Origin of the sequence: Micromonospora sp. NPDC005173 (assembly GCF_040608515.1) — a bacterium.
Classification (GTDB): Bacteria; Actinomycetota; Actinomycetes; order Mycobacteriales; family Micromonosporaceae; genus Micromonospora.
Genome location: NZ_JBEXIK010000003.1, coordinates 155,176 through 178,129, shown reverse-complemented (window position 1 = coordinate 178,129; position 22,954 = coordinate 155,176). Strand labels below are relative to the sequence as shown.

The 22,954-nt window shown below is 72.8% G+C and carries 27 protein-coding genes and 1 pseudogene; 10 read left to right on the top strand and 18 right to left on the bottom strand.

Annotation, left to right across the window (positions count from 1 at the left end):
- Positions 1 to 75: 75 nt before the first annotated feature.
- From glp to ABZV00_RS06110, 3 genes are read right to left on the bottom strand one after another with little or no spacing between them, the layout of a single operon-like run.
- Positions 76 to 1,389 carry a gephyrin-like molybdotransferase Glp gene (gene glp / locus ABZV00_RS06120; protein ID WP_328423266.1) on the bottom strand — a complete coding sequence of 438 codons (1,314 nt, stop codon included), beginning with the start codon at positions 1,387 to 1,389 and terminating at the stop codon, positions 76 to 78.
- Positions 1,386 to 2,348: a UTP--glucose-1-phosphate uridylyltransferase gene (locus ABZV00_RS06115; protein ID WP_355602292.1), complete on the bottom strand. Its 963-nt coding sequence runs from the start codon at positions 2,346 to 2,348 to the stop codon at positions 1,386 to 1,388. The genes glp and ABZV00_RS06115 overlap by 4 nt, the downstream gene beginning before the upstream one ends.
- Positions 2,349 to 2,357: 9 nt before the next feature.
- On the bottom strand, positions 2,358 to 4,748 hold the full coding sequence (locus ABZV00_RS06110) for a diguanylate cyclase (protein ID WP_355602290.1): 2,391 nt from the start codon (positions 4,746 to 4,748) through the stop codon (positions 2,358 to 2,360).
- A gap of 85 nt (positions 4,749 to 4,833) precedes the next feature.
- On the opposite strand from ABZV00_RS06110, the gene ABZV00_RS06105 reads away from it, so the two are divergent.
- Both ABZV00_RS06105 and ABZV00_RS06100 read left to right on the top strand, forming a co-directional pair.
- Positions 4,834 to 5,511 carry a 5-formyltetrahydrofolate cyclo-ligase gene (locus tag ABZV00_RS06105; RefSeq protein ID WP_355602288.1) on the top strand — a complete coding sequence of 226 codons (678 nt, stop codon included), beginning with the start codon at positions 4,834 to 4,836 and terminating at the stop codon, positions 5,509 to 5,511.
- Positions 5,508 to 5,714: pseudogene (locus tag ABZV00_RS06100) on the top strand (FmdB family zinc ribbon protein); the annotation flags it as partial. The gene ABZV00_RS06105 and the pseudogene ABZV00_RS06100, both read left to right, overlap by 4 nt.
- Before the next feature lie 14 nt (positions 5,715 to 5,728).
- On the opposite strand, the gene ABZV00_RS06095 reads toward ABZV00_RS06100, so the two are convergent.
- Complete coding sequence (locus ABZV00_RS06095; protein WP_355602620.1) at positions 5,729 to 6,028, bottom strand: hypothetical protein; 300 nt, start codon at positions 6,026 to 6,028, stop codon at positions 5,729 to 5,731.
- A gap of 145 nt (positions 6,029 to 6,173) precedes the next feature.
- Here ABZV00_RS06095 and ABZV00_RS06090 point away from each other — a divergent pair, with 145 nt between their 5' ends.
- Complete coding sequence (locus tag ABZV00_RS06090) at positions 6,174 to 6,776, top strand: flagellar biosynthesis protein FlgA (protein WP_355602286.1); 603 nt, start codon at positions 6,174 to 6,176, stop codon at positions 6,774 to 6,776.
- A 19-nt stretch (positions 6,777 to 6,795) separates the two neighbouring features.
- Here ABZV00_RS06090 and ABZV00_RS06085 read toward each other — a convergent pair whose 3' ends face one another.
- Positions 6,796 to 6,978 (bottom strand): hypothetical protein, encoded by a 183-nt coding sequence (locus ABZV00_RS06085; protein WP_328423254.1) that lies wholly within the window; start codon positions 6,976 to 6,978, stop codon positions 6,796 to 6,798.
- A 104-nt stretch (positions 6,979 to 7,082) separates the two neighbouring features.
- Between ABZV00_RS06085 and ABZV00_RS06080 the strand changes: the two genes are divergently transcribed.
- A complete protein-coding gene (locus tag ABZV00_RS06080; protein ID WP_355602284.1) occupies positions 7,083 to 7,415 on the top strand; it encodes a hypothetical protein in 333 nt (110 codons plus the stop codon).
- A gap of 19 nt (positions 7,416 to 7,434) precedes the next feature.
- On the opposite strand, the gene ABZV00_RS06075 is transcribed toward ABZV00_RS06080, so the two are convergent.
- On the bottom strand, positions 7,435 to 7,917 hold the full coding sequence (locus ABZV00_RS06075; protein ID WP_355602282.1) for a DUF2231 domain-containing protein: 483 nt from the start codon (positions 7,915 to 7,917) through the stop codon (positions 7,435 to 7,437).
- Between the two features lie 203 nt (positions 7,918 to 8,120).
- Here ABZV00_RS06075 and ABZV00_RS06070 point away from each other — a divergent pair, with 203 nt between their 5' ends.
- Positions 8,121 to 8,549 (top strand): Fur family transcriptional regulator, encoded by a 429-nt coding sequence (locus ABZV00_RS06070; RefSeq protein ID WP_328423248.1) that lies wholly within the window; start codon positions 8,121 to 8,123, stop codon positions 8,547 to 8,549.
- Positions 8,550 to 8,610: 61 nt separating this feature from the next.
- Positions 8,611 to 9,474: an oxygenase MpaB family protein gene (locus ABZV00_RS06065; RefSeq protein WP_328423246.1), complete on the top strand. Its 864-nt coding sequence runs from the start codon at positions 8,611 to 8,613 to the stop codon at positions 9,472 to 9,474.
- Between the two features lie 37 nt (positions 9,475 to 9,511).
- Here ABZV00_RS06065 and ABZV00_RS06060 read toward each other — a convergent pair whose 3' ends face one another.
- The 11 genes from ABZV00_RS06060 to ABZV00_RS06010 form a co-directional block, all read right to left on the bottom strand.
- Complete coding sequence (locus tag ABZV00_RS06060; protein ID WP_355602280.1) at positions 9,512 to 10,432, bottom strand: PD-(D/E)XK nuclease family protein; 921 nt, start codon at positions 10,430 to 10,432, stop codon at positions 9,512 to 9,514.
- A gap of 45 nt (positions 10,433 to 10,477) precedes the next feature.
- Positions 10,478 to 11,092 carry a MarC family protein gene (locus tag ABZV00_RS06055; RefSeq protein WP_328423242.1) on the bottom strand — a complete coding sequence of 205 codons (615 nt, stop codon included), beginning with the start codon at positions 11,090 to 11,092 and terminating at the stop codon, positions 10,478 to 10,480.
- Between the two features lie 40 nt (positions 11,093 to 11,132).
- Positions 11,133 to 11,969, bottom strand: coding sequence for a PHP domain-containing protein (locus ABZV00_RS06050; RefSeq protein ID WP_355602590.1), 837 nt, complete (start codon positions 11,967 to 11,969; stop codon positions 11,133 to 11,135).
- Positions 11,970 to 12,072: 103 nt separating this feature from the next.
- Positions 12,073 to 13,275, bottom strand: a complete 1,203-nt coding sequence (locus ABZV00_RS06045) for a hypothetical protein (RefSeq protein WP_355602278.1) — start codon at positions 13,273 to 13,275, stop codon at positions 12,073 to 12,075.
- 56 nt (positions 13,276 to 13,331) lie between these two features.
- Positions 13,332 to 14,102, bottom strand: a complete 771-nt coding sequence (locus ABZV00_RS06040; RefSeq protein ID WP_355602588.1) for a SigE family RNA polymerase sigma factor — start codon at positions 14,100 to 14,102, stop codon at positions 13,332 to 13,334.
- A 104-nt stretch (positions 14,103 to 14,206) separates the two neighbouring features.
- Complete coding sequence (locus ABZV00_RS06035; protein ID WP_328423235.1) at positions 14,207 to 15,082, bottom strand: PH domain-containing protein; 876 nt, start codon at positions 15,080 to 15,082, stop codon at positions 14,207 to 14,209.
- A 6-nt stretch (positions 15,083 to 15,088) separates the two neighbouring features.
- Positions 15,089 to 15,247, bottom strand: a complete 159-nt coding sequence (locus ABZV00_RS06030; RefSeq protein WP_165942702.1) for a hypothetical protein — start codon at positions 15,245 to 15,247, stop codon at positions 15,089 to 15,091.
- Positions 15,248 to 15,346: 99 nt separating this feature from the next.
- The gene (locus tag ABZV00_RS06025; RefSeq protein ID WP_355602275.1) at positions 15,347 to 16,039 is read right to left on the bottom strand and encodes a DUF6758 family protein; all 693 of its coding nucleotides are present in this window, start codon (positions 16,037 to 16,039) and stop codon (positions 15,347 to 15,349) included.
- Positions 16,040 to 16,118: 79 nt separating this feature from the next.
- Positions 16,119 to 16,742: an RNA methyltransferase gene (locus ABZV00_RS06020; RefSeq protein ID WP_355602273.1), complete on the bottom strand. Its 624-nt coding sequence runs from the start codon at positions 16,740 to 16,742 to the stop codon at positions 16,119 to 16,121.
- A gap of 52 nt (positions 16,743 to 16,794) precedes the next feature.
- A complete protein-coding gene (locus ABZV00_RS06015; RefSeq protein ID WP_328423230.1) occupies positions 16,795 to 17,310 on the bottom strand; it encodes a hypothetical protein in 516 nt (171 codons plus the stop codon).
- Positions 17,311 to 17,421: 111 nt separating this feature from the next.
- Positions 17,422 to 17,937, bottom strand: coding sequence for a MaoC family dehydratase (locus ABZV00_RS06010; protein ID WP_145786186.1), 516 nt, complete (start codon positions 17,935 to 17,937; stop codon positions 17,422 to 17,424).
- Positions 17,938 to 18,485: 548 nt separating this feature from the next.
- On the opposite strand from ABZV00_RS06010, the gene trxA reads away from it, so the two are divergent.
- The 3 genes from trxA to ABZV00_RS05995 all read left to right on the top strand — a co-directional run bounded on the left by trxA (position 18,486) and on the right by ABZV00_RS05995 (position 20,393).
- A complete protein-coding gene (gene trxA / locus ABZV00_RS06005; protein ID WP_124771302.1) occupies positions 18,486 to 18,848 on the top strand; it encodes a thioredoxin in 363 nt (120 codons plus the stop codon).
- Positions 18,849 to 19,002: 154 nt separating this feature from the next.
- Positions 19,003 to 19,443, top strand: coding sequence for a hypothetical protein (locus tag ABZV00_RS06000; protein ID WP_355602271.1), 441 nt, complete (start codon positions 19,003 to 19,005; stop codon positions 19,441 to 19,443).
- Positions 19,440 to 20,393 (top strand): HTTM domain-containing protein, encoded by a 954-nt coding sequence (locus tag ABZV00_RS05995; protein ID WP_355602269.1) that lies wholly within the window; start codon positions 19,440 to 19,442, stop codon positions 20,391 to 20,393. The genes ABZV00_RS06000 and ABZV00_RS05995 overlap by 4 nt, the downstream gene beginning before the upstream one ends.
- Here ABZV00_RS05995 and ABZV00_RS05990 read toward each other — a convergent pair.
- A complete protein-coding gene (locus ABZV00_RS05990) occupies positions 20,357 to 20,776 on the bottom strand; it encodes a DUF393 domain-containing protein (RefSeq protein ID WP_355602586.1) in 420 nt (139 codons plus the stop codon). The two genes, ABZV00_RS05995 and ABZV00_RS05990, sit on opposite strands and share 37 nt — an antisense overlap.
- 93 nt (positions 20,777 to 20,869) lie before the next feature.
- Between ABZV00_RS05990 and ABZV00_RS05985 the strand changes: the two genes are divergently transcribed.
- Positions 20,870 to 22,939, top strand: coding sequence for an intein-containing Rv2578c family radical SAM protein (locus ABZV00_RS05985; protein WP_355602267.1), 2,070 nt, complete (start codon positions 20,870 to 20,872; stop codon positions 22,937 to 22,939).
- The last annotated feature ends 15 nt before the right edge of the window (positions 22,940 to 22,954 follow it).

Genomic DNA, 22,954 nt, shown 5'->3' with positions numbered 1-22,954 from the left:
ACCGCGCGGCCGCATGCGGCCCGCGAACCGCCCGAACGGACCACCGCAACCGCGGGCGGACCGACCGGGGCACCGTCACCGGCGACGGTCCAACAGCAGCACATCCACTGTGGAGCCGGCGGCGGCGGTGGTGACCCGCTCGCCGAGCACCAGCAGCCCGTTCGCCTCGGCCAGCCCGGAGAGGGTGAACGGCCCCCCGCTGAGCGGCTGCACCGTGTAACCGCCGCCGCGCCGCTCGGCGACGTGTGCGGGCCGGAATTCGCGCAGCCCACCCGGGGACGACACGGTCTCCAGCAGGTGAGCCCGCACGCTGGGCCGGAAGACCGGCTCGGCGCCGGCGAGCAGTTGGATGGCGGGGCGGGCCAGCACCTCGAAGCCGATCAGCGCGGCGCCCGGGTCGCCGGGCAGGCAGACCACCGGCACCTCCTCGGCTCCGACCGTGCCGAACCCGAGCGCGGTACCGGGATAGAGCGCCACGTCGGTGAAGGTGACCGGCCCGGCCCGGCTGCCCTCCCGGCGGGACAGGATCCGGCGCACCATATCGCCGGGGCCGGTACCGGTCCCCCCGGTGGTGATGATCAGGTCGGCGCGCAGGGTCTGGTCCTCCAGCAGACCGCGCAGCCCCTCCGGGTCGTCGTCGCAGATGCCCACCCGGTACGCCAGTGCGCCCACCTCGGCGGCGGCGGCGGTCAACGCGTGCGAGTTCGCGTCCACCACCTGCCCGGGCTGGCTGCCCCGGCCCACGTCGACCAGTTCGTCGCCGGTCGCCACGATGACCACCCGCGGGCTGGGCCGGACCACCACGTGCCCGATACCGGTGGCGGCGAAGACCGCGACCAGCGCCGGGGAGACGTACGTGCCGGCCCGGGCGAGCAGGGTGCCGGCGGGCAACTCCTCACCGGCGCGGCGGACCCCGTACCCCCGCTTGGGGGTGCGGAAGATCTCGACCGCGGCCATGCCCTGGTCGGTCCACTCCACCGGGACCACGACGTCGGCGGCGACCGGCAGCGGCGCCCCGGCGGCCACCGAGAAGCACGAGCCCGGGGTGAGCCGGACGGGCCGCCAGCTCGCCGCACCGAGGTCGCCGACCACGTTGAGCCGGATGGTCCGACCCCCAGGCGTGCCGGAAGGAGCCGGGACGTAGCTCGGCCCCCGGCCCCCTCCCGAGATGTCCTCCCAGCGGGCCGCGTACCCGTCCACGGCCGCCTGGTCGAAGGCCGGGAAGGCGTGCGGCGCGACGACGTCCTCCGCGAGGACGTTGCCGTGCGCCTGGGTGAGGTCGAGGTCGAGTGGCGGCAGCGCGCGTAACCTGCGCAGCACGCTGCCCAGGTAGTCGGCGAGCGGCGTCAACTCGTTCGCGGCCGCCTCGGCGTCGGCCGTCGCGGTCATGTACCAGATCCGCCTGCCGCGTCGGCGTTGACGAAGTCGGCCAGCCAGGCGCGGAACTCGGTGCCGAGGTCCTCGCGTTCGGCGGCGATCTGCACCACCGTCTGGAGGTAGCCCAGCGGCATGCCGGTGTCGTAGCGGGTGCCCCGGTAGACGATCGCGTGCACCGGCGTGCCCTCGGTGCGCAGCAGCTCCATCGCGTCGGTCAGCTGGATCTCGCCGCCGCTGCCCGGCTTGGTCCGCCGGATCGCTTCGAAGATCCGACCCGGCAGCACGTAGCGGCCGAGCACGGCGAGGTTGCTCGGCGCGTCCTCCGGCTGCGGCTTCTCCACCATGCCGGTCACCTTGACGACCTCGCCGATGTCGGTCAGCTCCGCCTCGGCGGGCTCCACGGAGGCGATGCCGTACCGCTTGGTGTCGGCCGGGTCGACCTCGAAGAAGGCGAGCACCACACCGCCGGTGCGGGCCTGCAGCTCCAGCATCGCCGGCAGCAGCGGCTCGGACGGCTTGACGAACTCGTCGCCGAGCAGCACCGCGAAGGGCTGGTCACCGACGTGCGACTCGGCGTACCCGACGGCGTGGCCGAGGCCGAGCTGCTCCGGCTGCCGGACGGTGTAGATCTCGGCGAGCTCGCTGGGCCGGCGCACGGCGGCCAGCCGCTCGGTGTCGCCCTTCTCCTCCAGCCTGGTCTCCAGGTCGGGGCGACGGTCGAAGTGATCCACCATCGATGTCTTACCCCGGCCGGTAATCAGTAACACGTCACCGATGCCGGCCTGGGTGGCCTCCTCGACGATGTACTGCAACACCGGCCGGTCCACCACCGGCAGCAGCTCCTTGGGCACCGCCTTGGTGGCAGGCAGGAACCGGGTGGCCAGTCCGGCCGCCGGGATGACGGCCTTGACCGCCAGGGGACGGCCGGTTGCGGCGACCGTCGGTGAGGGGCTCGCTGAGTGCTCCGACATGCCGCGAGACTATCGGCCACGGCTCTGCCGCGGCGGGTGTGGCCCGGAAGACGCGCCGCCGCCCGACCCAGGCCGGGCAGCGTCCGGGCCGGCCAGGGCCTCGTCCGCGGCGCTGGCCGCCGGGTCGTTGGCGGGTTCCGGCCGAGCGTGCGCCGGCCCCACCGGCGGCGATTCCGGTACGCCCACAGCCGGCTCCGACCGGGCGTGCCCGCCCGGCTCCCGGATGACCTGCACGGGCTGGCCGGCGCGCGGCAGCCCGTCCGGTGGGCTCACCGCCCCCGCCGGGACCGGGATCTCCCGCGTCGGCACGTCCGGGCACAACTCGGCGACCCGGTAGGTGTCCCGGCCGGCAGCCTTGGCTGCGTAGAGCGCGTCGTCGGCGGCCTCCAGCACGTCCCGCCCGGTGCTGCCGTGGTCCGGGTAGACGGCGATGCCCACCGACACGGTCACCACGATCGGCCCCGCGTACGCCTCGACGGCGATCGGCGTCTCCCGGACCGCCGCGCCCAGCCGCTCCGCCACGATCGCCGCGCCCCGGGAGTCGGTCTCCGGCAGCAGCAGCACGAACTCCTCGCCGCCCTGCCGGAAGGCCAGGTCCACCTCGCGGATCTCGCCGCGCATCCGTCGGGCGAACTCGGCCAGCACGGTGTCCCCCGCCGCGTGTCCGTACGTGTCGTTGACGTCCTTGAACCGGTCCAGATCCAGGGCGAGGACGCTGAGCATCCGGCCGAACCGGCTGGCCCGCTCCACCTCCCGTCGGATCGACTCGCGCAGGTAGCGGTAGTTCCACAGCCCGGTGAGCGGGTCGGTGAGCGAGAGCCGCTGCGCCTCCTCGTGCACCCGGACGTTGTCCACCGCCACCGCCGCGTGCCCGGCGAAGGTGCGCAGGGTGACCAGGTCGTCGTCGTCGAACTCGTCGGCGCCCAGCCGGTCGTAGAGGGCCAGCACGCCGAGTGCCGCCGCTGGTGCGCCAGCCTCCTCGGCGGGTGCGGAGCCGCCAGCGGCGCCCCCGATCGGTCCGAACGACCCGACCGGCCCGACGCCCCCGATCGGCCCGGCCGGGGTGGCCGTCGCACCGCCGCCCGGCGTGGCGAACGGGACCGCGACGTACGTGCGGCAGCGCGGCTCACCCACCGGGACCTCGGTGGGCTCCATCCGCCCCCGCTGCGGCTCCCCGGTGGCGGCCACCGCGCCGACCACGCCGACGCCCACCGGCACCCGCAACGTCTGCGTCCCGTCCGCGGCCACCTCCGGCCAGCGCCCGTCCAGCCCTTCGGTGCACTGCGCCACGAGCACCCCACCGGCCTCCACCAGCAGCACCGCTCCGGCCCGCGCCCCGGTTGCCGCGATGGCGCTGTGCAGGATCACCCGCAGGATGCGCTGCAGGTCGTGCGTGCTGGCCAGGGTGTCGCCGAGCACCGCGAGGTGCCCGCGTAACTGGTCCCGGCTGCTGGTGAGCGCCGCGACGTAGGACCCGGTCTCCCGGGTCATCCGGTTGAACGCCGCGGCCAGCCGGCCCAACTCGTCGCGGCTGCGCACCGGCACCCGGGCGGTCAGGTCGCCGTGTGCCACCCGGTCCACCGCACCGGCGAGTTCCATCAGCGGCCGGGTGGTCACCCGGGCCAGTCGCCAGGCGGTCAGGACGGCGAGCAGCCCGGCCAGCCCGACCACGCCGGCCAGCGTGGCATGCAGTCCCGGTGGCCGCTCGCTGGGTACCGAGAGCACCAGCGGCAGCGGCTGCCCGGTCGACGGGCCGATCCGCCGCACGTACCGGCCCTCGCTGGTCTCGGTGACCCGCTCGTTGTCGACCGTGCTGGCGGCGGCCAGCACCGCGTCGCGTACCTCGCGCGACTCGGTGGTGTGGGTGAACCGCGCGGCGCTCGCACCGCCGTCGAGCAGGGTGACCGCCACCCCGGTCACCGCCGCGAGCCGGGCCACGAAGGCCGGGTCGACCAGCTGCGCGGCCGCCACCGTGCCGAGCAGGGTGCCGGCCCGGTCGCGCAGGTCGACCCGGGCGGCCAGGGCACGGACCGGGCCGGACGACGCCGCGGCGGGGCCGGTGCAGTCCCGCCAGGGGGTCGACGGCGCGCCGGGCGAGGCGTAGGTGACCCGACCGGTCACGTCGGTGATCAGCACCGCGGCGGCCAGCCCTCGGCCGACCAGTTGATCGGCGGCACCGGACGGGTCGGCGGTGAGGGCGACCGCGTCGGCGGTGGCACGTAGCTGTTGGCAGAGCGCGTCGATCGAGGTACGGACGGTGGACGCCGCCACCCCCAGGCGTTCGGTGGAGCGGCTGCGATCGACGGCGGTGACGATGGAAGCGACAAAGAACGCGCCGAGCAGGACCGGGCCGAGCACCACTACGAGGAAGGCTGCCGTCAACCGCCCGCGTAGCGTCACTCGGTCCCCCCGGAAGTTCCGCCTCCGTTGCTTGCGATGCTGACACAGAGCAACCGTGGGAGAGGCGTTGCGTCAGGAGTGTTGCGTGCCGGAATTTTCTGATGAAGCGGAAGTGACCCGAGTGACCAAGCGGGACACCCGCGCCGAGCTGCTCGCCCGCCGCCGGTCGCTGTCCGGGCCGGCCCGGGCCGCAGCCGCCGGGCGCGTCCAGGCCGAGCTGGTCGCGCTGGTACGCCGGCTGCGCCCCAGCCGGATGACGGCGTACGTGCCGGTCGGTTCCGAACCGGGCGGGGCTGATCTACCGGAGGTGCTGCGGGCGGCGCTGCCGGCCGACGCCGAGCTGCTGCTGCCGGTGCTCCGTGACGACCTGGATCTGGACTGGGCGGCGTATACCGGACCGGACGCTTTGATCGCTGCCGGCCGGGGTATCCGGGAGCCGACCGGTGCCCGGCTGGGGGTGGCCGCGGTGACCGGCGCGGAGTTGGTGGTCGTACCGGCTCTGGCGGTCGACCGGCAGGGCCGGCGGCTGGGGCGTGGCGGCGGCTCGTACGACAGGGCGCTGGCCCGGGTGCCACCGGCGACGCTGACCGTGGTCCCGTTGCACGATGGCGAGCTGGTCGAGGCGCTGCCCGTCGAGCCGCACGACCGCCCGGTCCGCGCGGTCGTCACCCCGGCCGACGGGGTGCGTACGCTTGACGGCGGCCCGGGTACGGCGCATGGTGTCGCGCCCCACACGTCCGCTGGACGAACCCGGGCCGAATGACGCACCATTGGCACTCGAATAGGTCGAGTGCCAACTGGCCGAGTCCAGATCCGGAGGAGAACGTGCCCACGTACCAGTACGCCTGCACCGCGTGCGGTAACCAGCTCGAGGCGGTGCAGTCCTTCTCTGACGAGCCGCTGACCGAGTGCCCGGCGTGTCAGGGGCGGCTGCGCAAGGTCTTCAACTCGGTCGGCATCGTCTTCAAGGGCTCCGGCTTCTACCGCACCGACTCGCGGGCGTCCGGCTCCGAGACGACGGCCGCCGGCACGGCGGGCAAGCCGGCCAAGTCCGAGTCGTCCTCGTCGTCCTCGGGTGGGGACTCCGGGTCATCCTCCAGCTCTTCGTCCGGTTCCTCCTCGTCGTCCGGGTCGTCCTCGTCGTCCAACTCCTCCTCGTCGTCGTCCGGCGGGTCGAGCAGCGGCAAAGCCCCGGCGGCCAGCACCACGTCCTGACCGCCGCCCGTTGGCCGGGTCGGGTCTGATCCACCCGGGTCGATCGGGCGGTCCTCCCGCGCCATAGCAGGTCGGATCGGTCGGTAGGTGGTTGTCCACAGGCCGGCCGGTTGTCCACAGGCGCCGGGGGACGGCCGTCTGAGTGAGCCCCGACCGTCCTAACCTGCCGCCCACGGGTGTCGCTGCGGCACCCAGGACGGGAGGCGGCAGATGGCGACCGGCGATCCAGACTCCGCGCGGGCGTTGCGCCCGCTGCGCCGGCTCGCCCTGCCCGGCGGGCGCACCCTGCTCCGGGCCGGTCTGGTCGCCGCGCTGCTGGGCCTGGCCGCCGCCGTCCTGCACACCCCGACCGGCTGCCCGCCGACCACGGCCGCGCGGTCGCCTGGAGCAGCGGGCGCGGATGGCACGGTCGACGGCGCGGGAAAGGCCGACGGGAGTGGGCCGGCCGACCCGAACGGCCCGGTCGACGGGCTGGTGCCGACCGGGAGTAGCGCGGCGGCCGACGGGACGCAGGCGACGTCCAGGCCGTTACCGCTGCCCAGTGGCGCGGTCGGGGTGCCGGTCCGGCTGGCCGAGCCGGCCGCACTGGCGGTCGTCCGCCCCGGGGCACGGGTCGATCTGCTGGCGGCGCCACCGGGCGGGACGGGCACCGAGGCGGCGCTGCTCGCTCCCCGAGCGCTGGTGCTGGACGTGCTGGGTGCCGGGGCGACAGACGGGTCCGCGGCGCTCTATCTGGCGCTCCGCCCCGACCAGGCGCAACGCGCGGTCGGGCTGCCCGAGGGAAGCCGGTTCGCCATCGTCGTCCGCGGTTGACCGCGACCCGCCGCCGGGTTCAGTCCCAATGCGGGGGGCGTTCGGCGAGCAGCCAGTCGTCGTTGCCGCCGGTCCGCTCGCCCCAGCCGCGGTCGGTGTCGTCGGTGGTCTGCTCGGGCAGCACCACGAAGTCATCGCTCAGGTCGACGGTGCGCTCATCGTCGCCGCGCGCGCCCTGCGTGCCGGGGTCCTCGGTGCTCACGAGCGGCAAGACTAACGCAGCCGACGGCAGCGGACCGATCGCGGACGGTGGCGCGCCGGCCAGAAGCGACCGGGCCGCCGGCCGCGTTGGTAGCGTCGGACGGCGTGACGACCCCCAGCGGTGGCAGCACCCCGGACGACTACTGGCGACGGCCCGGGAGCGGTGGTGACGCGGCGGCGGACCAACCCTCCGCCGCACCCGGAACCGCACCGGCGAGCGCGTACGCCGGACCGCCGCCGAGCGTGCCGCCACCAGCGGGCTGGCGTCCACCCGTACACCTGGAAGCGGCTCCGCCCCGGCGGCTGCCGCCGCAGGACATGGCCGGCCTGGACGCGGCCGAACAGCGCTCGCAGCGGCTCACCTACGGCTTCGGCGCGGCGGCCGGCGTGGTGCTGGTGGTGCTGGTCTGTCTGCTCTGCTCGCGGATCATCTTCTGACTCGCGTCCCGGCCGACGGTCAGAGGGTGGTGCTCCAGACGGCCTGGGCGCCGGAGTGGCCGGTCAGGTAGACGTAGACCAGGGCGGCGATGGACAGCGCGACGACCGCCACCGCCAGCACCGGGGTCACCAGCGCCGGCAGCCTCGGCACCCGGGGATGCCCGCTGGTCGCCAGCAGCAGCAGGATCGCCACGATCCCGAGCGGCAGCACGATCCGGAACAGGATGTCGCCGTAGCGGGAGTGCTCGAAGATCTGGTCGAGGATCGGGCCCTGAAAACCCTTGGCGACCAGCGCGTCGGTGAACGCCTCACCCGACTGGACGGCCACGAAGGTGGTCAGCGGCGCGGCCACGGCGAGGAAGCCCAGCGCCCAGTCCAGCCGGTGCCGCCAGCGCGGCAGCCCCACGTACGCGATGGCCAGCACGGCCAGCAGCGGCACGAACACGACCACCGCGTGGACCACCAGGACGTGTACCGGTAGACCCAGGATCTCCTCGAACATCGACACCCTCCAGGTGGATCACGGTCACGGGTTCGCCAGCCCACGGGTCCGTAGGTTGTCCCCAGGCTCTCGACCGGACACACGCGCGGCGTCCCGATCGGGTTCATCGCGAGGCGATCCAGCCTCCGCCTTCCGGCTGTGTCCGTGACCACCCCGCCCGGACGTCGGTTGTCGGCGCTGGTCACACGTGCTGTCATTGGCGTATGTCCGCTGCCGAGGAGCTGCTGCGATCGAGAGGCCTGCGCGTCACCCGACCGCGCCTCGCGGTGCTGGACGTGCTGGCCGGCGGTGGTCACCTGGAGGTCGACGAGATCACCCGGCAGGTCCGCGAACGCCTCGACTCGGTCTCCACCCAGGCGGTCTACGACGTGCTGGGGGCGCTGTCCCGGGCCGGGCTGTCCCGCCGGATCGAGCCGGCCGGCAGCCCCGCCCGCTACGAGGCGCGTACCGGCGACAACCACCACCACGTGGTCTGCCGGGGCTGCGGCGAGATCGCCGACATCGACTGCACGGTGGGCAGCGCTCCCTGCCTGGAGGCGAACGTCGCGCACGGCTTCGAGGTGGACGAGGCGGAAGTGACCTTCTGGGGTCTCTGCCCGGGCTGCCAGGCCCGCCGCTCCGCCGACAGCTGACCCGGCCCGAGCCGCCGGGAGGTGACCGGCGAGGTCGGCCCGCCCGTGGCACTCTTGGGCGGTGGACTCCGATGACCTCGGTCTCTTCGGTCCGGGTTCGGTCACGTGGAAGGTGCACGAGGAGCCGATCCTGATCGTCGCCGGCCTGCGCTCGCTCTACCTCCAGGCGTTGCACCCGCTGGCGATGGCCGGGGTCGCGCAGAACAGCAACTACCGCACCGACGCCTGGGGCCGCCTCGTCCGCACCGCCACCTACGTGGCGACCACCGTCTACGGGACCACCGCCGAGGCGGAGGCAGCCGGGGCGCGGCTGCGCCGGCTGCACGGCCGGATGCGGGCCACCGACCCGCTCACCGGCGAGGAGTTCCGGATCGACGATCCGGACCTGCTGCGCTGGGTGCACGTCACCGAGGTCGAGTCGTTCCTCAGCACGGCCCGCCGGGCCGGCCTGCCGCTCACCGACGATGAGGTGGACGGCTACTACACCGAGCAACGCCGCTCCGCCGCGCTGGTCGGCCTGGACCCGACCAGCGTCCCGGGCACCGCCGCCGAGGTGGCGGCGTACTACCGCGCCGTGCGGCCGGAGCTGCGGATGACCCGGGAGGCCGCGGAGACCGCGCTCTTCCTCACCGCCCCGCCGCTGCCGTGGAAGCTCAGCCTGCCGGCCCGGCTGGGGCTCACCCTCGGGCCACCACGCTGGGCGTACCTGGGGATCGCCGGGACCGCGCTCGCGCTGCTGCCGGCCTGGGCCCACCGGATGTACGGCGGGCTCGGACTGCCCACCACCGCCCTGACGGCGGACCTGACCGTGCGCGCCCTGCGGCTGGCGCTCGGCGCGGTGCCCCGCCGCTACATCGAGGGACCGTTGTTACAGGCCGCGAAGCAGCGGGCCGAACGGCTCACCGCCACACCGCTGGCCGGCTGACCCAACCGACCTCCGCCGGCCGGGGGTCAGCCGGGGGTCAGCCGTCGCCGGACCGGTCCATGGCCGCCCACGGCTCCTTGCCTGGCGTCTGCGCCCCCGTCGGGCAGTGGCGCCGGAAGTCGCACCAGCCACAACGGGAGCCGGGCGCGACCGGGAACGCCTCATCCGGGTCGCCGCCGTCGGCGACCGTCCGCTCCGCCACCATGATGTCGCGCGCCGTCTCCTCGGCCCGCGTCAACTGCCGGGCCAGCGACTCGACGGTGTGGTCGTGGGCGGCGACGGTGCCGGTCGGCAGGTGGTGCAACTCCACCCGACGGCACGGCCGGCGGAACACCCGCTCGGCCGCGTACGCGTAGAGCGCCAGCGCCTGCGAGCCCCGGGCGTCGTCCGTGTCGAGCCCGGTCCGGCCGGTCTTGTAGTCGACGATAACCAGCTCCTGGCCGTCCGGCCCGGGACGGGAGTCGATGCGGTCGGCTCGACCGTTGAAGGCCAGCACCGCGGTCTTGACCGCCACCACCCGCTCCACGCCGAGCGGGTCGGCCTCCGGCTCCAGCGTCTCCACGTACGCCTCCAGCCAGCCCAACGCCCGCCGGTAGGCGGCCCGCTCCTGCTCGTCGTCGCGGTAGCCCTCGCGGACCCAGGTGCCCTTGAGCAGCGCGGCCAGCGCCTCAGGGCGGCGCCGGTCGGCGGGCAGCGCATACCAGTTTTTCAGGGCGGTGTGCACGCTGGCGCCGAGCGAGTTGTGCGCCCACGGCGGGCCCTTGGGCGGGGCCGGCCGGTCGACGTAGGAGTAGCGGTAGCGGCGCGGGCAGTCCGCGTACGCGCCGAGCTTGCTCGGGGTGCAGACGAAGAGCCGCTCCGGCATGCCCTCGAAGCCGAGCTGCTCGGCGCCGCCGGCGCGCTGCTGTGGGGCCCGGCCGCCAGCGGCGGGTCGTCCGGCTGAAGAGGCTCTTCGCACGCCTGCGATCCTGCCATCCACCCCCGACATCGCGAGTGTCCCGGGTCAGGTCATGTTCATGTACTGCGTGACGAAGGCGGCCACCGCGTCGGCGATGAGCTGCACGGCGATCGCGGCCAGCAGCAGGCCGGCGATCCGGGTCAGCACCTCGATCCCGCCGGGGCGCAGGATCTTCACGATGCCACCGGAGAAGCGCAGCACGATCCACACCGCGACCATCACGGCGAGGATCGCCGCGGCGATGGCGGTGAAGTCCCCCAGCCCGTCGGCCTGCTGGACGAAGAGCATGGTCGCGACGATGGCGCCGGGGCCGGCCAGCAGCGGGGTGCCCAGCGGCACCAGCGCGATGTTCGAGGTGGCCTGCTGACTGGGGTCGTCGGTCTTGCCGGTCAGCAGTTCCAGGGCGACCAGAATGAGCAGCAGCCCACCTGCCGCCTGCAGGGCCGGCAGGTCCACGTGCAGGTAGTCGAGCAGGGTCTGCCCGGCCACCGCGAAGACCACGATCACGCCGAGCGCCAGCGCGACCGCCTGCCAGGCCGCCCGGTTGCGGTCCCGGGCCGTCAGCGGGCCGGTCAGCGCAAGGAAGATCGGCATCATGCCCGGCGGGTCGGTGATCACCAGCAGGGTCACGAAAACCTCGCCGAACAGCTTCAGATCCACGTGATCAACCTAGCCGCGCCACTGTCGGCCCAAACCGGGATCAGCCCGAAGCGACCTCGGTCACCCCGGCGGCGACGATCCGCTCGTACGCCTCGACGCTGGTGGTGAACGCGCCGAGCTGGACGGTCTTGTGGGTGCCGTGGAAGTCCGAGGAGCCGGTGACCAGCAGGCCCAGCTCGGCGGCGAGCCCCCGTACGTGCGCCTGCTCGGCCGGGCTGTGGTCCTCGTGGTCGGCCTCCAGGCCGGCCAGCCCGGCGGCTGCCAGCTCGGCGATCAGCTCGTCGGGCACCACCCGGCCGCGTCGGGTGGCTCGCGGATGGGCGAAGACCGGCACGCCGCCGGCCTCCCGGACCAGCCGGATCGCCCGGAACACGTCGATGTCCTCCTTGGGCAGCCGGTACCGCTCGCCCAGCCAGTCCGGGCCGAACGCCTCGCGGGTGTTGCCGACCAGGCCGGCCCGGATCAGCGCCTGCGCGATGTGCGGCCGACCCACCGTGCCGCCGCCCGCGCCGGCCAGGATGTCCGGCCAGCTCACGTCGATGCCGTCGGCGCGCAGCAGCGTGACGATCCGTTCGCCCCGCTCCTCGCGGGCGACCCGCACCCGGGCCAGCTCGGAGACCAACTCCGGGTGGTCCGGGTCGAACAGGTACGCCAGCAGGTGCAACGGCACCGCCGGCTGCACGCCGGACCAGCGACAGGACAGCTCCGCACCCCGGATCAGGCGCAGCCCGGGTGGCAGCGCCCGTACGGCCGGAGCCCAGCCGGCGGTGGTGTCGTGGTCGGTGATCGCCAGCACGTCCAGCCCGGCGTGCGCCGCCGCACGGACCAGTTCGGCCGGGCTCAGCGTGCCATCGCTGGCCGTCGAGTGGGCGTGCATGTCGATCCGCGGGGACGGGCCGGTACGCGAGGTCACCGCTCGACGCTATCGAGGACCACCGAGCCGGGCGCGCCGAGGTCCACCCGAGCGCGACCGGTGGAGGTCAGGAGCCGGTCACCAGGACCGGCCGATCCCCCGGCTGCACGCCAGGCACCGGGGTCGGGTCGGCCAGCTTGCCGGACCGCACCCGGTCGACGTTGACCCGGACCACGTTGCCGGCGCCGTCGACGTAGGTGGCGTCCGAGGCGGTCGTCCAGGCGATCTCGCCGGTCACCGGCGGGCCGGCCGGTACGGCGGTCACGTCCGGCCCGAGCCGTTGCAGGTCGACCAGCAGGGACCCGCTGGCCTTGCCGATCGACCCGTTCACCAGCAGCCATCGCCCGTCGGCCGAGATTCCACCGGCTCCGTCCGGGCTCAGCTCCGGGCCACAGCCGGTGAGCACCGGCTGCAGGCCACGCTTCGGGTCGAGCATCGCCAGGCAGGTCCTGGCCGGGTCGCCCGTGGACACCTGACCGACCAGCCGTCCGTCGGGCAGCGCGCCGTAGACGTTCAGGGTGCTCCGGTCGGTGCCGGCGGTGAGCTGTCCGACGCCCGGCCGCCACAGGATGTGACCCGCATCGTCCGGGTTGAGCCGCACCAGCACGCTGTCGCCGATGAATCGGACCGGCTCCGCGTCGGTCGGCATGGGCGTGCGCACCGGCCCGATGAGCTGGGTGCCCACCACCCCCGCCACCAGCAGGCCGGTGCCGTCGCGCCAGGCGACCTGGCGACCGTCGGGTGCCACGACGATCGAGCCCGCGCCGGCCAGCAGCACCTGCACCAACCCGTCGCGCTGCGCCACCCAGAGGGAGCGGCCGGCGGTGGTCGGCGCGCCGACCACCAACCAACCACCGCCGCTGGGCAGCAGGTGGGCGCGCTCCGCCCGCCCGACGCCGGGCAGTTCCAGCCGCCCACCGCTCACGCTGATCAGCGTCGCTCCGGCGAGCACGTCCACGGAGGTCCCGGGTGTGGGCGCGGCGACGGAAGCCGTGGCCGAGGGAATCGGCCGGCCCGACGGGTTCGGGTCACCGATCACGACGATGGGTGTGCCTTGCCGGCCAGGGTCGTCGACGAGTTGCGCCATGCCGGTGCTGACCAGCACGGTGGCGACTGCCGCGAGGGCGAGGCCGGCACCGGTACGCCGGCGCCGGATCCGCTTCGCTCGGCGGATGGCCTGACCGGCCGGGTCGGCGCTCAGTGGGCGGGCGACGGCGACCTGGTGCGAGAGGGTCTCCCGCACCGCCCCTTCCAGCTCGTCACGTCGCACGTGGTAAGGACGCGGCGGGTGGCCCGTCAGGTTGTCGGACCGGCCCGGGATTGCGTTCACCGCTGCTCACCGGAGCCCGTGCCGACGGGCACGGCCGCCGGGGCTGCGGGCATCTCGACCGGCACTTCGGCTTGGCGGGGCACGGCCGGACGGGGCACGGCAGCGCGGGGCGTGGCCGGACGAGGCGCGGCTCGGCCGGACGCCGTCCGGGGCTGCCTGGCCGCGGCGGCTCCGGTGGCGGGGGCTGGCCCGGTCGGGGCGCCCGCGCCGCCGGCCCGGTCGGTGCCGGCGGCCGTCCGGCGCTCGGTGGCGGACCCGCCGACCAGGTCCGGCGCGTCGGCCCCCATCCGCCGGCGCAGCGTGGACAGCGCCCGAGAGGCCTGGCTCTTCACCGTGCCTGGGGAGATGTCCAGCATCGCGGCGGTCTGCGCCTCCGACATGTCCTCGTAGTAGCGCAGCACCAGCACTGCCCGCTGCCGGTTGGGCAGCTCTCTGAGGTGCCGCCAGAGAAGGTCACGATCCAGTTGCTGTTCGATCTCGTCGACGCCGGCTCGCTCGGGCAGCACCTCGGTGGGGCGCTCACCGTGCCAGCGCCGCCGCCACCAACTCGTCGATGTATTGACCATCACGCGGCGCGCGTACGGCTCGACGGCCTCGATCCCGCCGAGCCGCTTCCACGCCAGGTAGGTCTTGGTCAGTGCCGTCTGGAGCAGGTCTTCGGCCGTGGCCCAGTCGCCGGTGAGCAGATACGCGGTGCGCAGCAGGGCGGCGGAGCGAGCCGCGACGAAGTCGCGAAACTCCTCCTCCAACGGGTCCCTGCTCGCCACCATCGCACCTCCGCGCCCCAGCCGTCCTGGCAGAGTGCCACGTCAGAGGCGCTCCGGTCCATGACGAAAGGTGCGCACTTGCTCCGATGTTCGGACGAAAACCTTCACGCCCCGTCGTCGGCCTTGGCCTCGTCGGCCTCCTTGCCCAGCCGGGCCTCGACCGCCTGCGGCTCGTACATCTCCTCGACCACTCGCAGGTAGAGCTCGTTCGGGTTGGGCAGGTTCTTGATCTCGCGCAGCGCCTGCTCCTGGCCGGCGGACTCCAGCACGAAGGTGCCGTAGTTGAGCGCCCGGCCGCTCGGCGTCTGCTCGTACTTCATGTCGGTGACCCGGACCAGCGGCATCATGGCGACCCGGCGGGTGATGATGCCGTTGACCACCATGACCCGCTTGTTGGTCAGAATGAACCGGTCATACCACCAGTCGGCGACCTTCCAGGCCACCCAACCCATCACCGCGAACCAGAGCAGCACGGCGATGGTGGTCAGCGCGCCCACGTTCTGCCCGGCGAGGAAGCCGGACAGGTAACCGAGCACGAAGGTCGCCGCGATGCCGATCAACAGCGGGGTGGTGAGGTGGATCCAGTGCCGCTTCCACTCACCCCGGTAGCGCTCGGTGGGGAAGAGGTAGCGGGCGACCAGGGAGCTGGGCTCGTCCTCCAGTGGCAGCACCCGCCGGGGAGTCGAGCCGGTCGCGTCGGCGCGCAACCCGGCCAGCTCGTCCTCGGAGATCTGCGGCGGCTGGTAGCCGGCCTCTGGATCACGGATCCAGGCGCGACCGGAACGACCCTCGCCGGCATAGCCGGGCCCATCGCCGTAGCCGACGTCGTCCGATAGGGACGGACCGTCGGACAGGCCGGGCCCGGCACCGTAGCCCGGGCCGTCATCTGGCCCGATCCGCGGAATCGGCTCGGTGTCGCGCTCCCGGCGGGCCCGATCGGGGTCGTCCGGGTCGAAGGGTGGACCGGAGGGGCTGCCCATCGACGGTTAGGCGACGAGGCTGGTGAAGAAGTCGCCGAACCCTTGGGCGATGTCAACGATCCCGCCGCCGAGCGACTTGAACACATCCGCCGCCGAGTTTGGCCGGTAGGCGACGAAGAAGATCAAGAATGCGATTCCGGCCCAGGTGAGGACCTTCTTGACCATGGCGGGCCATCCTCTCGCGCGGCGCCGGGTCCCATTACCGCAGCGGCACCCAGAGTATCAGTGTGGTGTCGTACAGTGAATATCTGCGACCGTTCTCCGTCAATCCGGAAGGTTGTCAGGCCTCCCGGGCAGGTACGGGGACGGTGCGCCGTACACGAGTTCGGGCGGAGTCCACTCGGTCAGGTCGTGCAGCACGACATCTTCCGCGAGCAGGTGACCCGCACTCGCCGGCCAGGCTATCGCATGCAGCCACATTCCCCGAGCCTCGCCGGCGTACGCGCTTCGATCCGTCGGCGAATTCACCAACCACAGTGGAGTTGGGTGCCCGCCGACCCGGATCCGGGCCTGTCCGACGTGCTCGGGGTGACCTGGCCCGGGGTCGGCCAGCGCGTTGACCAACTCCGGCCCGGGGTCCGGACCGGCCAGGCCGGCCAGCCTGGTGCCCAGGCCCACGCCCGGCTCCTCGGCCACGAAAACCAGGTCCGCCGGGCCACCACCGAGCGGCGCCGGGCCGGCGCAGGCCACCGCGGTCGCCCGCACTCCCGTCCGGTCGTCCCCGGCGTACGCCACACCGGTCAGGGTCCAGCCGAGCGGTAGCGGCCACGGGCACCACAGCGGGGTACCGGGTGGACCCGCGGTCGCGGTGATCCGGTCCACCACGCTGGCCACGATCTCCGCTCCGATGTGCTCGGGCACGTGCAGCGGCGGCACCGGTCCGCAGCGCAGGCACCTCGATTCGGTGTGCATCAGATCCGGCGCCCGCACTGGGCCCCCGCATCTCGGACAACTCACCGCGACACTCACATCCCCACCGTCACCCCGGACCACCGGCACGTCAAGCCGGACCGTCCGAATCGGCACCGAGCGGGGGTCAGTCCGGCGGCGGGCCGGCGTGGGTACGGATCCAGGCGTGCATGGCGATGCCGCTGGCCACGCCCGCGTTGATCGACCGCGTGGAGCCGTACTGGGCGATGGAGTAGAGCTGGGCGCAGGCGGCGCGCGCCGGTTCGGAGAGACCGGGTCCCTCCTGGCCGAACAGCAGCACGCAGTCCCGCGGCAGGGTGCCGGTCTCCAGCGGGCGCGAGCCGGGCAGGTTGTCGATACCGAACACCGGCAGCCCTCGCTCGGCCGCCCAGCCGACGAACCCCTCGATCGTCTCGTGGTGCCGGACGTGCTGGTAGCGATCGGTCACCATGGCGCCGCGCCGGTTCCACCGACGCCGTCCGACGATGTGCACCTCGGCGGCGAGGAACGCGTTCGCGTTGCGGACCACCGTGCCGATGTTGAAATCGTGCTGCCAGTTCTCGATGGCGACGTGAAAGCCGTGCCGGTGCAGGTCGAGGTCCGCGACGATCGCCTCGTGCCGCCAGTAGCGGTAGCGGTCGACCACGTTGCGCCGGTCCCCCTCGGCCAGCAACTGCGGGTCGTAGCGCGGGTCGTCCGGCGGGTCCCCCGGCCAGGGGCCCACGCCCACCTCGAACTGGTCGTCGGTCACGGTCATCAGAGGGTACGGACACGGTCGGCGCGCGCCACGCCGGCCTGCCGGTTCAGCCCAGCCCCAGCGCGCCACCGAGCCGGTCCAGGAAGCGCCGGTCGGCCGGGCTGGCCGGCTGGCCCGCCGGATGCTCGCGGGGGCCGGGCACCACCCGGCAGACCCGGGCCGCGACCGACTGCACCCACTGGCGGTACGCGGCGGAGTCGGCGGGGTCGGCGCGCCGGTGCAGGACCCGGACCGCCGCCCGACAGGCCGCCAGCAGGTCCACGAGGTCGGTGAGCCGCTCGACAGGCGCCGGGGTGCCGTCGTGGCGGGCGTAGATGGCGGCGACCACCGCGCGGACCAGGTCGCTGTCGAACGCCCGGCCGGCGGCCACGGCATCCAGGCCGGCCAGGCCCGCCATGACCCCCCGTTCCGGACGGCCGGGACCGGGCGCGGCGGCGGCCACGAGGACCTGACCGGGCAGGCTGGTGAGCAGTTCCCACTCGGCGGCGGAGTAGACAGCGGTCGTCAAGGGTGCGGCTCGGCGGCCGGCAGAGGGCGGCTCTCCGGCGACGGAGTGGCTCATCGGAACCTCCGGCGTCAGCATATGCCCCGAAACGGGAAAAGGGCCCCTTCCCCGGCAGAACCTGATGCGGGGAAGGAGCCCGGGTCGGCGGAAGTCGATCCGCCGCGGTGCTCAGCGCGGCTCGGGGAAGCTGGGCCGCTCCGGGTCCACTCCGTCGGGGACGGCGCTGGCCGCGTACTCCCGCTTGGGGACCATGACCTTGCGGCGGAAGACGCAGACCATGGTGCCGTCCTGGTTGTAGCCGCGAGTCTCCACCGACACCACGCCCCGGTCGGGCTTGGAGCCGGACTCGCGCTTGTCCAGCACGGTGGTCTCGCCGTAGATGGTGTCGCCGTGGAAGGTGGGCGCCACGTGTCGCAGCGACTCGACCTCCAGGTTGGCGATCGCCTTGCCGCTGACATCCGGCACCGACATGCCGAGCAGCAGCGAGTAGATGTAGTTGCCGACCACGACGTTGCGCTTGAACTGGCTGGCCGTCTCGGCGTAGTGCGCGTCCATGTGCAGCGGGTGGTGGTTCATGGTGAGCAGGCAGAAGAGGTGGTCGTCGTACTCGGTGACGGTCTTGCCCGGCCAGTGCCGGTAGACCGCTCCGACCTCGAACTCCTCGTAGTAACGGCCGAACTGCATCCTGGTCCCCTTCGACGGGCGGCGATGGAGTTCGGCACAGCATGCCTTACCGGTGGTTAAGGCGACCCGTGGGGCGCGACCCCGGCGGAAATGTCACACCGGTCACTCGAACGGGGGGAGACGCAATGAGCGGCGGGGCCCTCCCCGGCACCCGCCGCCCACGCTCTGATGCGGAGAATTCTGCCCTACGGCACCGTAGGTTCGACAGAGACGGGAGTCACATTTACCTTTTTGTAACACTACTCTCCGTGGTCGAGGATGGGTTGATCAGCGATCTCTGCAGGCCGGATACCTCCTTGTCAAGGGGCAAGTTACCGATTCGTAGCGCTCGATCTAGTGGATCTCTTTGGAAACGCTCCCATCACGGCAGGTCACGCAAGTGCGTCGTGCACTTGCGTTCCGCACGTCGGAACGGACAGACGTCAGTCGATGACCCTCGGTGCCCCCAGGCAGCCCGGAGCACGTTTCGTGCCCGACCGCCCGGGAATTCGATACGGTCAGCCCTGGTTCTACGGGACGTAGATAAACCGCGGTGATCGGAGAGTGCAATGGCAACCGTTGAGCTGACCTCGACGAACTTCGACGAGGTGACCGGCAACGACGGCATCGTCCTGGTCGACTTCTGGGCCGACTGGTGTGGTCCGTGCAAGCGGTTCGCCCCGGTCTACGAGCGCTCCTCGGAGAAGCACCAGAACATCGTCTTCGGCAAGGTCGACACCGAGGCGCAGCAGGAGCTGGGCGCCAAGTTCGACATCCGCTCGATCCCGACGATCATGGCGATCCGCGACGGCGTCATCGTCTTCGCCCAGCCGGGAGCTCTCCCCGAGTCCGCGCTGGAGAACCTGATCGAGCAGGTCGAGGCGCTGGACATGGACGACGTCCGCAAGCAGCTGGCCGAGCACAAGCACTGAGCCGTCCCCGCGACGGCACGCGAGGCCGGGCCCGGTACGGGCCCGGCCTTCGTCGTACCCGGACGCGCGCCCGCCCGGTCGCCGACCCAGACAGCGGGAACTGACCGACGGAGGGAATCAACGCGGCCGGTAGATCCCGTATCGTCACGACCTGATGGAGAACTTGACCACCCGCGGGCGCGTGACCCGGCTGGGCGCGACCGCACTCGGTGCCGTCCTGCTGCTCGTCGGCACCCTGTGGGGCAGCGATGACGACTTCCCGTTCGGCCCGTTCCGGATGTACTCCACCTCCAACCCGCCGAACGCACCCGCCCCGGACACCCGGGTGGAGGGGGTGAGCAGCACCGGCGCCGTGATCGACCTCGGCCAGGAAGCGACCGGCATCCGCCGAGCCGAGATCGAGGGTCAGCAGGACCGGTACGCCGCCGAGCCGGCGCTGCTCGCCGAGGTCGCCGACGCGTACGCCGAACGCCACCCGGACGCCGCCACCCTGGTCGAGGTCCGCATCGTCATCCGCTGGCACGGCATCCGCGCCGGCCGCCCAACCGGCAAGCACACCGACGAGACCATCGTCCGTTGGCAGGCGCCCCGATGACCCGCTGGCTGACCGAGGCGGTGCCGCGAGGCCGGGTGGCCGCCTTCCGCACCCTGATCTACCTCTTCGTCGCCGCCGACCTGGTGATCTTCACTCCCTGGGTGCGCACCCGGGTCAGCGTGCCCGGCGAGCTGTACCAGCCACTGCTGGTCGGCCGGATGCTCCCGCTGCCCACGCCGACCCCAGCACTGGTGGCGGTGATCTTCTGGGCGCTGCTGCTGCTCGCCCTGCTCGCCGCGACCGGACGGGCGCCCCGGCTGCTCGGCTGGTCGGTCTGCGCGCTGTATCTGGAGTGGATGATCATCGCGATGAGCTACGGAAAGGTCGACCACGACCGGTTCGGGCTGCTCGTCGCGCTGGCCGTGCTGCCCACCGCCGGCCGGGCCCGGCACGGCGACACCACCCGCACCGAGGCCGGCGGCTGGGCGCTGCGGGTCACCCAGATCGCGGTGATCTGCACGTACTTCCTGGCCGCCTGGGCCAAGCTGCGCTTCGGCGGGCTGGACTGGCTGACCGGCTCAGTGCTGGCCCGGGCCATCATTCGGCGCGGCACCGACCTGGCGGACCTGATCGCCCAGGTGCCGTACCTGCTGATCGTCGCCCAGTTCGGCATCGTGGCCTTCGAGCTGTTCAGCCCGGTGATCTTCCTGCTGTCGGCCCGCTGGCGAGTGGCCATGGTCGGTTTCTTCTACTCGTTCCATGCGGTCACCATCGCGACCATCACCATCTCGTTCGCCCCGCACCTGGCCGCGATGACCAGCTTCCTGCCCCTGGAGCGGGTCCGCCCGCTGGTCTGGGCTCGCCGGCTCGCCGGCCGCCCCGCGCCAGCGAGCGGCGCGGTCGACGACCCGCCGGAGCCCGGCGCGGAACCGGACCCGGTGGGCGCCGGCACGGAGTCGGTGCCGCTCGGCGGTCAGCCCCCGGTGGTCGGGCGACCAGCAGGGCCGTAGAGCCGCTCCCGGGCCTCCTGCGGCAGGGCGCAGGCCGCCGTGCCGCCGGGCAGCCGGTGCCGGTTGCGCGCCACCCAGCGGTACACCGGCCAGGCCACGGCACGCGCCGGTGGGAACCGCAGGCCTGCCCCGGCGACCCGCCACACCGGACCACTCGCGGCGAGCAGCTTTCCGATGGCGTCCGGGCCGGCGGCGCGTGAGCCGTCCGCGCCGACCCACTGCACGGCCTCCTCGCACTCGGCGGCGGTGAGACCGAGCGCGTCCAGGTCGGCGAACTGCCACGGCACCACCCGCGCGTCGGTGGGGATCCGGCGTTCGATGAACTCCGCGCACCGGGTGCAGAACGCGCAGTCCCCGTCGTAGACGAAGGTCGACGTCTTCATGGTGTCCATCCTCCCCTCCTCGACCGCCCGACCGGGCATCGGTGTCTGGCGGGTCACTTGCGCTTCACTCGTACACGTGTTCGAATAGTGGCCATGCGCTGGGACAACCTCACCGCTCCCCCGGTTGAGGGAGACCCCGAGCGGGCAGCGCCAGCGACGCCACCCCTGCCGCTGGCGCTGCCCGGCGCCGTCGCCCGCACCTTCGACACCCCGGAGTTCGCCGGGATGACCTTCTACGAGGTGCGGGCCAAATCCATCATCAACCGGGTGCCCGGGCAGTCCCGCGTCCCGTTCGAGTGGACAATCAACCCGTACCGGGGCTGCTCCCATGCATGTGTGTACTGCATGGGCGGGGACACCCCGATCCTCATGGCGGACGGGCGCACCAAGCCGATCAGCGACTTGGAGCCGGGCGACCGCATCTACGGGACCGAGCGACGCGGCACCTACCGCCGATACGTCGTCACCACCGTCCTCGACAAGTGGTCCACCGTGAAACCGGCTTACCGGGTCACGCTGGAGGACGGCACGACTCTCCTCGCCAGCGGGGACCACCGGTTTCTCTCCGAGCGTGGCTGGAAGTACGTCACCGGAACCATGCAGGGCGGCAGCCGGCGCCCCTACCTGACCACCAACAACCGCCTGATCGGCACCGGCCGTTTCGCCGCCGGCCCCAAGGAGTCGCTCGACTACCGGCGGGGCTACCTCTGCGGCATGATCCGCGGGGATGCGCAGCTCGGCACCTTCACGTACTCGTACGGGATGGTGCACCGGTTCCGACTGGCACTCTGCGACGACGAGGCGTTGAGCCGAAGTGAGCGCTACCTCGCCCAGGAAGGCATTGAGACGCAGCGCTTCACATTCACGTCGGGCAGCCCAACGCGGCGGGCAATGACCGCCATCCGCACCTCGAAGCAACGGGACATCGAGACAATCACCGAGCTGATCCGTTGGCCGGTGAACCCCAGCGACGACTGGCGGCTCGGCTTCCTGGCCGGCATCTTCGACGCCGAGGGCAGTTGCAGCAGGGGCGTCCTACGCATCACCAACAGCGACGACGCCATCCTCGACCAGACGACGGAGGCACTGCAGCGGTTCGGGCTCTCCTTCGTGCGGGAAGATCGCGGCCGACCCAACCGTGTGCGGGAGATTAGGTTGACCGGCGGTCTGGCCGCCCGGCTCCGGTTCTTCCACCTGACCGACCCGGCCATCACTCGCAAGCGGTCGATCGAGGGTGCCGCGCTGAAGCATCAGACCGCACTCAGGGTCGCGGGTATCCAATCGCTCGGACTGGAGCTGCCGCTGTGGGACATCACCACCGGCACCGGCGACTTCATCGCCAACGGAGTGGTCAGCCACAACTGCTTCGCGAGAAATACGCACACCTACCTCGACCTGGACGCCGGAGCGGACTTCGACCGGAAGGTGATCGTCAAGGTCAACGCCGGTGAGCTGGTCCGGCGGGAGCTGGCCGCGCCGAAATGGCGGGGCGCGCACGTGGCGATGGGCACCAACGTGGACTGCTACCAGCGGGCCGAGGGGCGCTACCGGCTGATGCCGCAGATCATCGCGGCTCTGCGGGACTTCGCCAACCCGTTCTCGATCCTGACCAAGGGCACGCTGATCCTGCGGGACCTGCCCCTGCTGCGCGAGGCCGCCGAGGTGACCACGGTCGGCATCTCCTACTCGGTGGGCTTCGTCGACGAGCAACTCTGGCGCTCCGTCGAGCCGGGCACGCCGCACCCGCGTCGCCGGCTGGACGCGGTCCGGGCGCTCGCCGATGCCGGCTTCTCCGTCGGGGTGCTGATGGCCCCGATCCTGCCGGGGCTGAGCGACAGCGACGAGTCGATCGACGCCACGGTGTTGGCGATCGCCGCCGCCGGGGCGACCAGCGTGACCCCCCTGGCCCTGCACCTGCGTCCTGGCGCACGGGAGTGGTACGCGCACTGGCTGGCCCGGGAGTACCCACACCTCGTGCCCCGCTACCGCGAGCTCTACCGGGCCGGCTCCTACGCCCCGCAGGCGTACCAGCGGGAGCTGACCGCTCGGGTGCGGATCGCGGCCCGCCGGCACGGGCTGCACCGTGGTGAGCAGGGCGACAACCGCCACCTGCCCGAGCCGTCCCCACCACCGGCCGCCGCCGAGCAACTGACCCTGCTCTAGCCCGAGGGCAGCGCT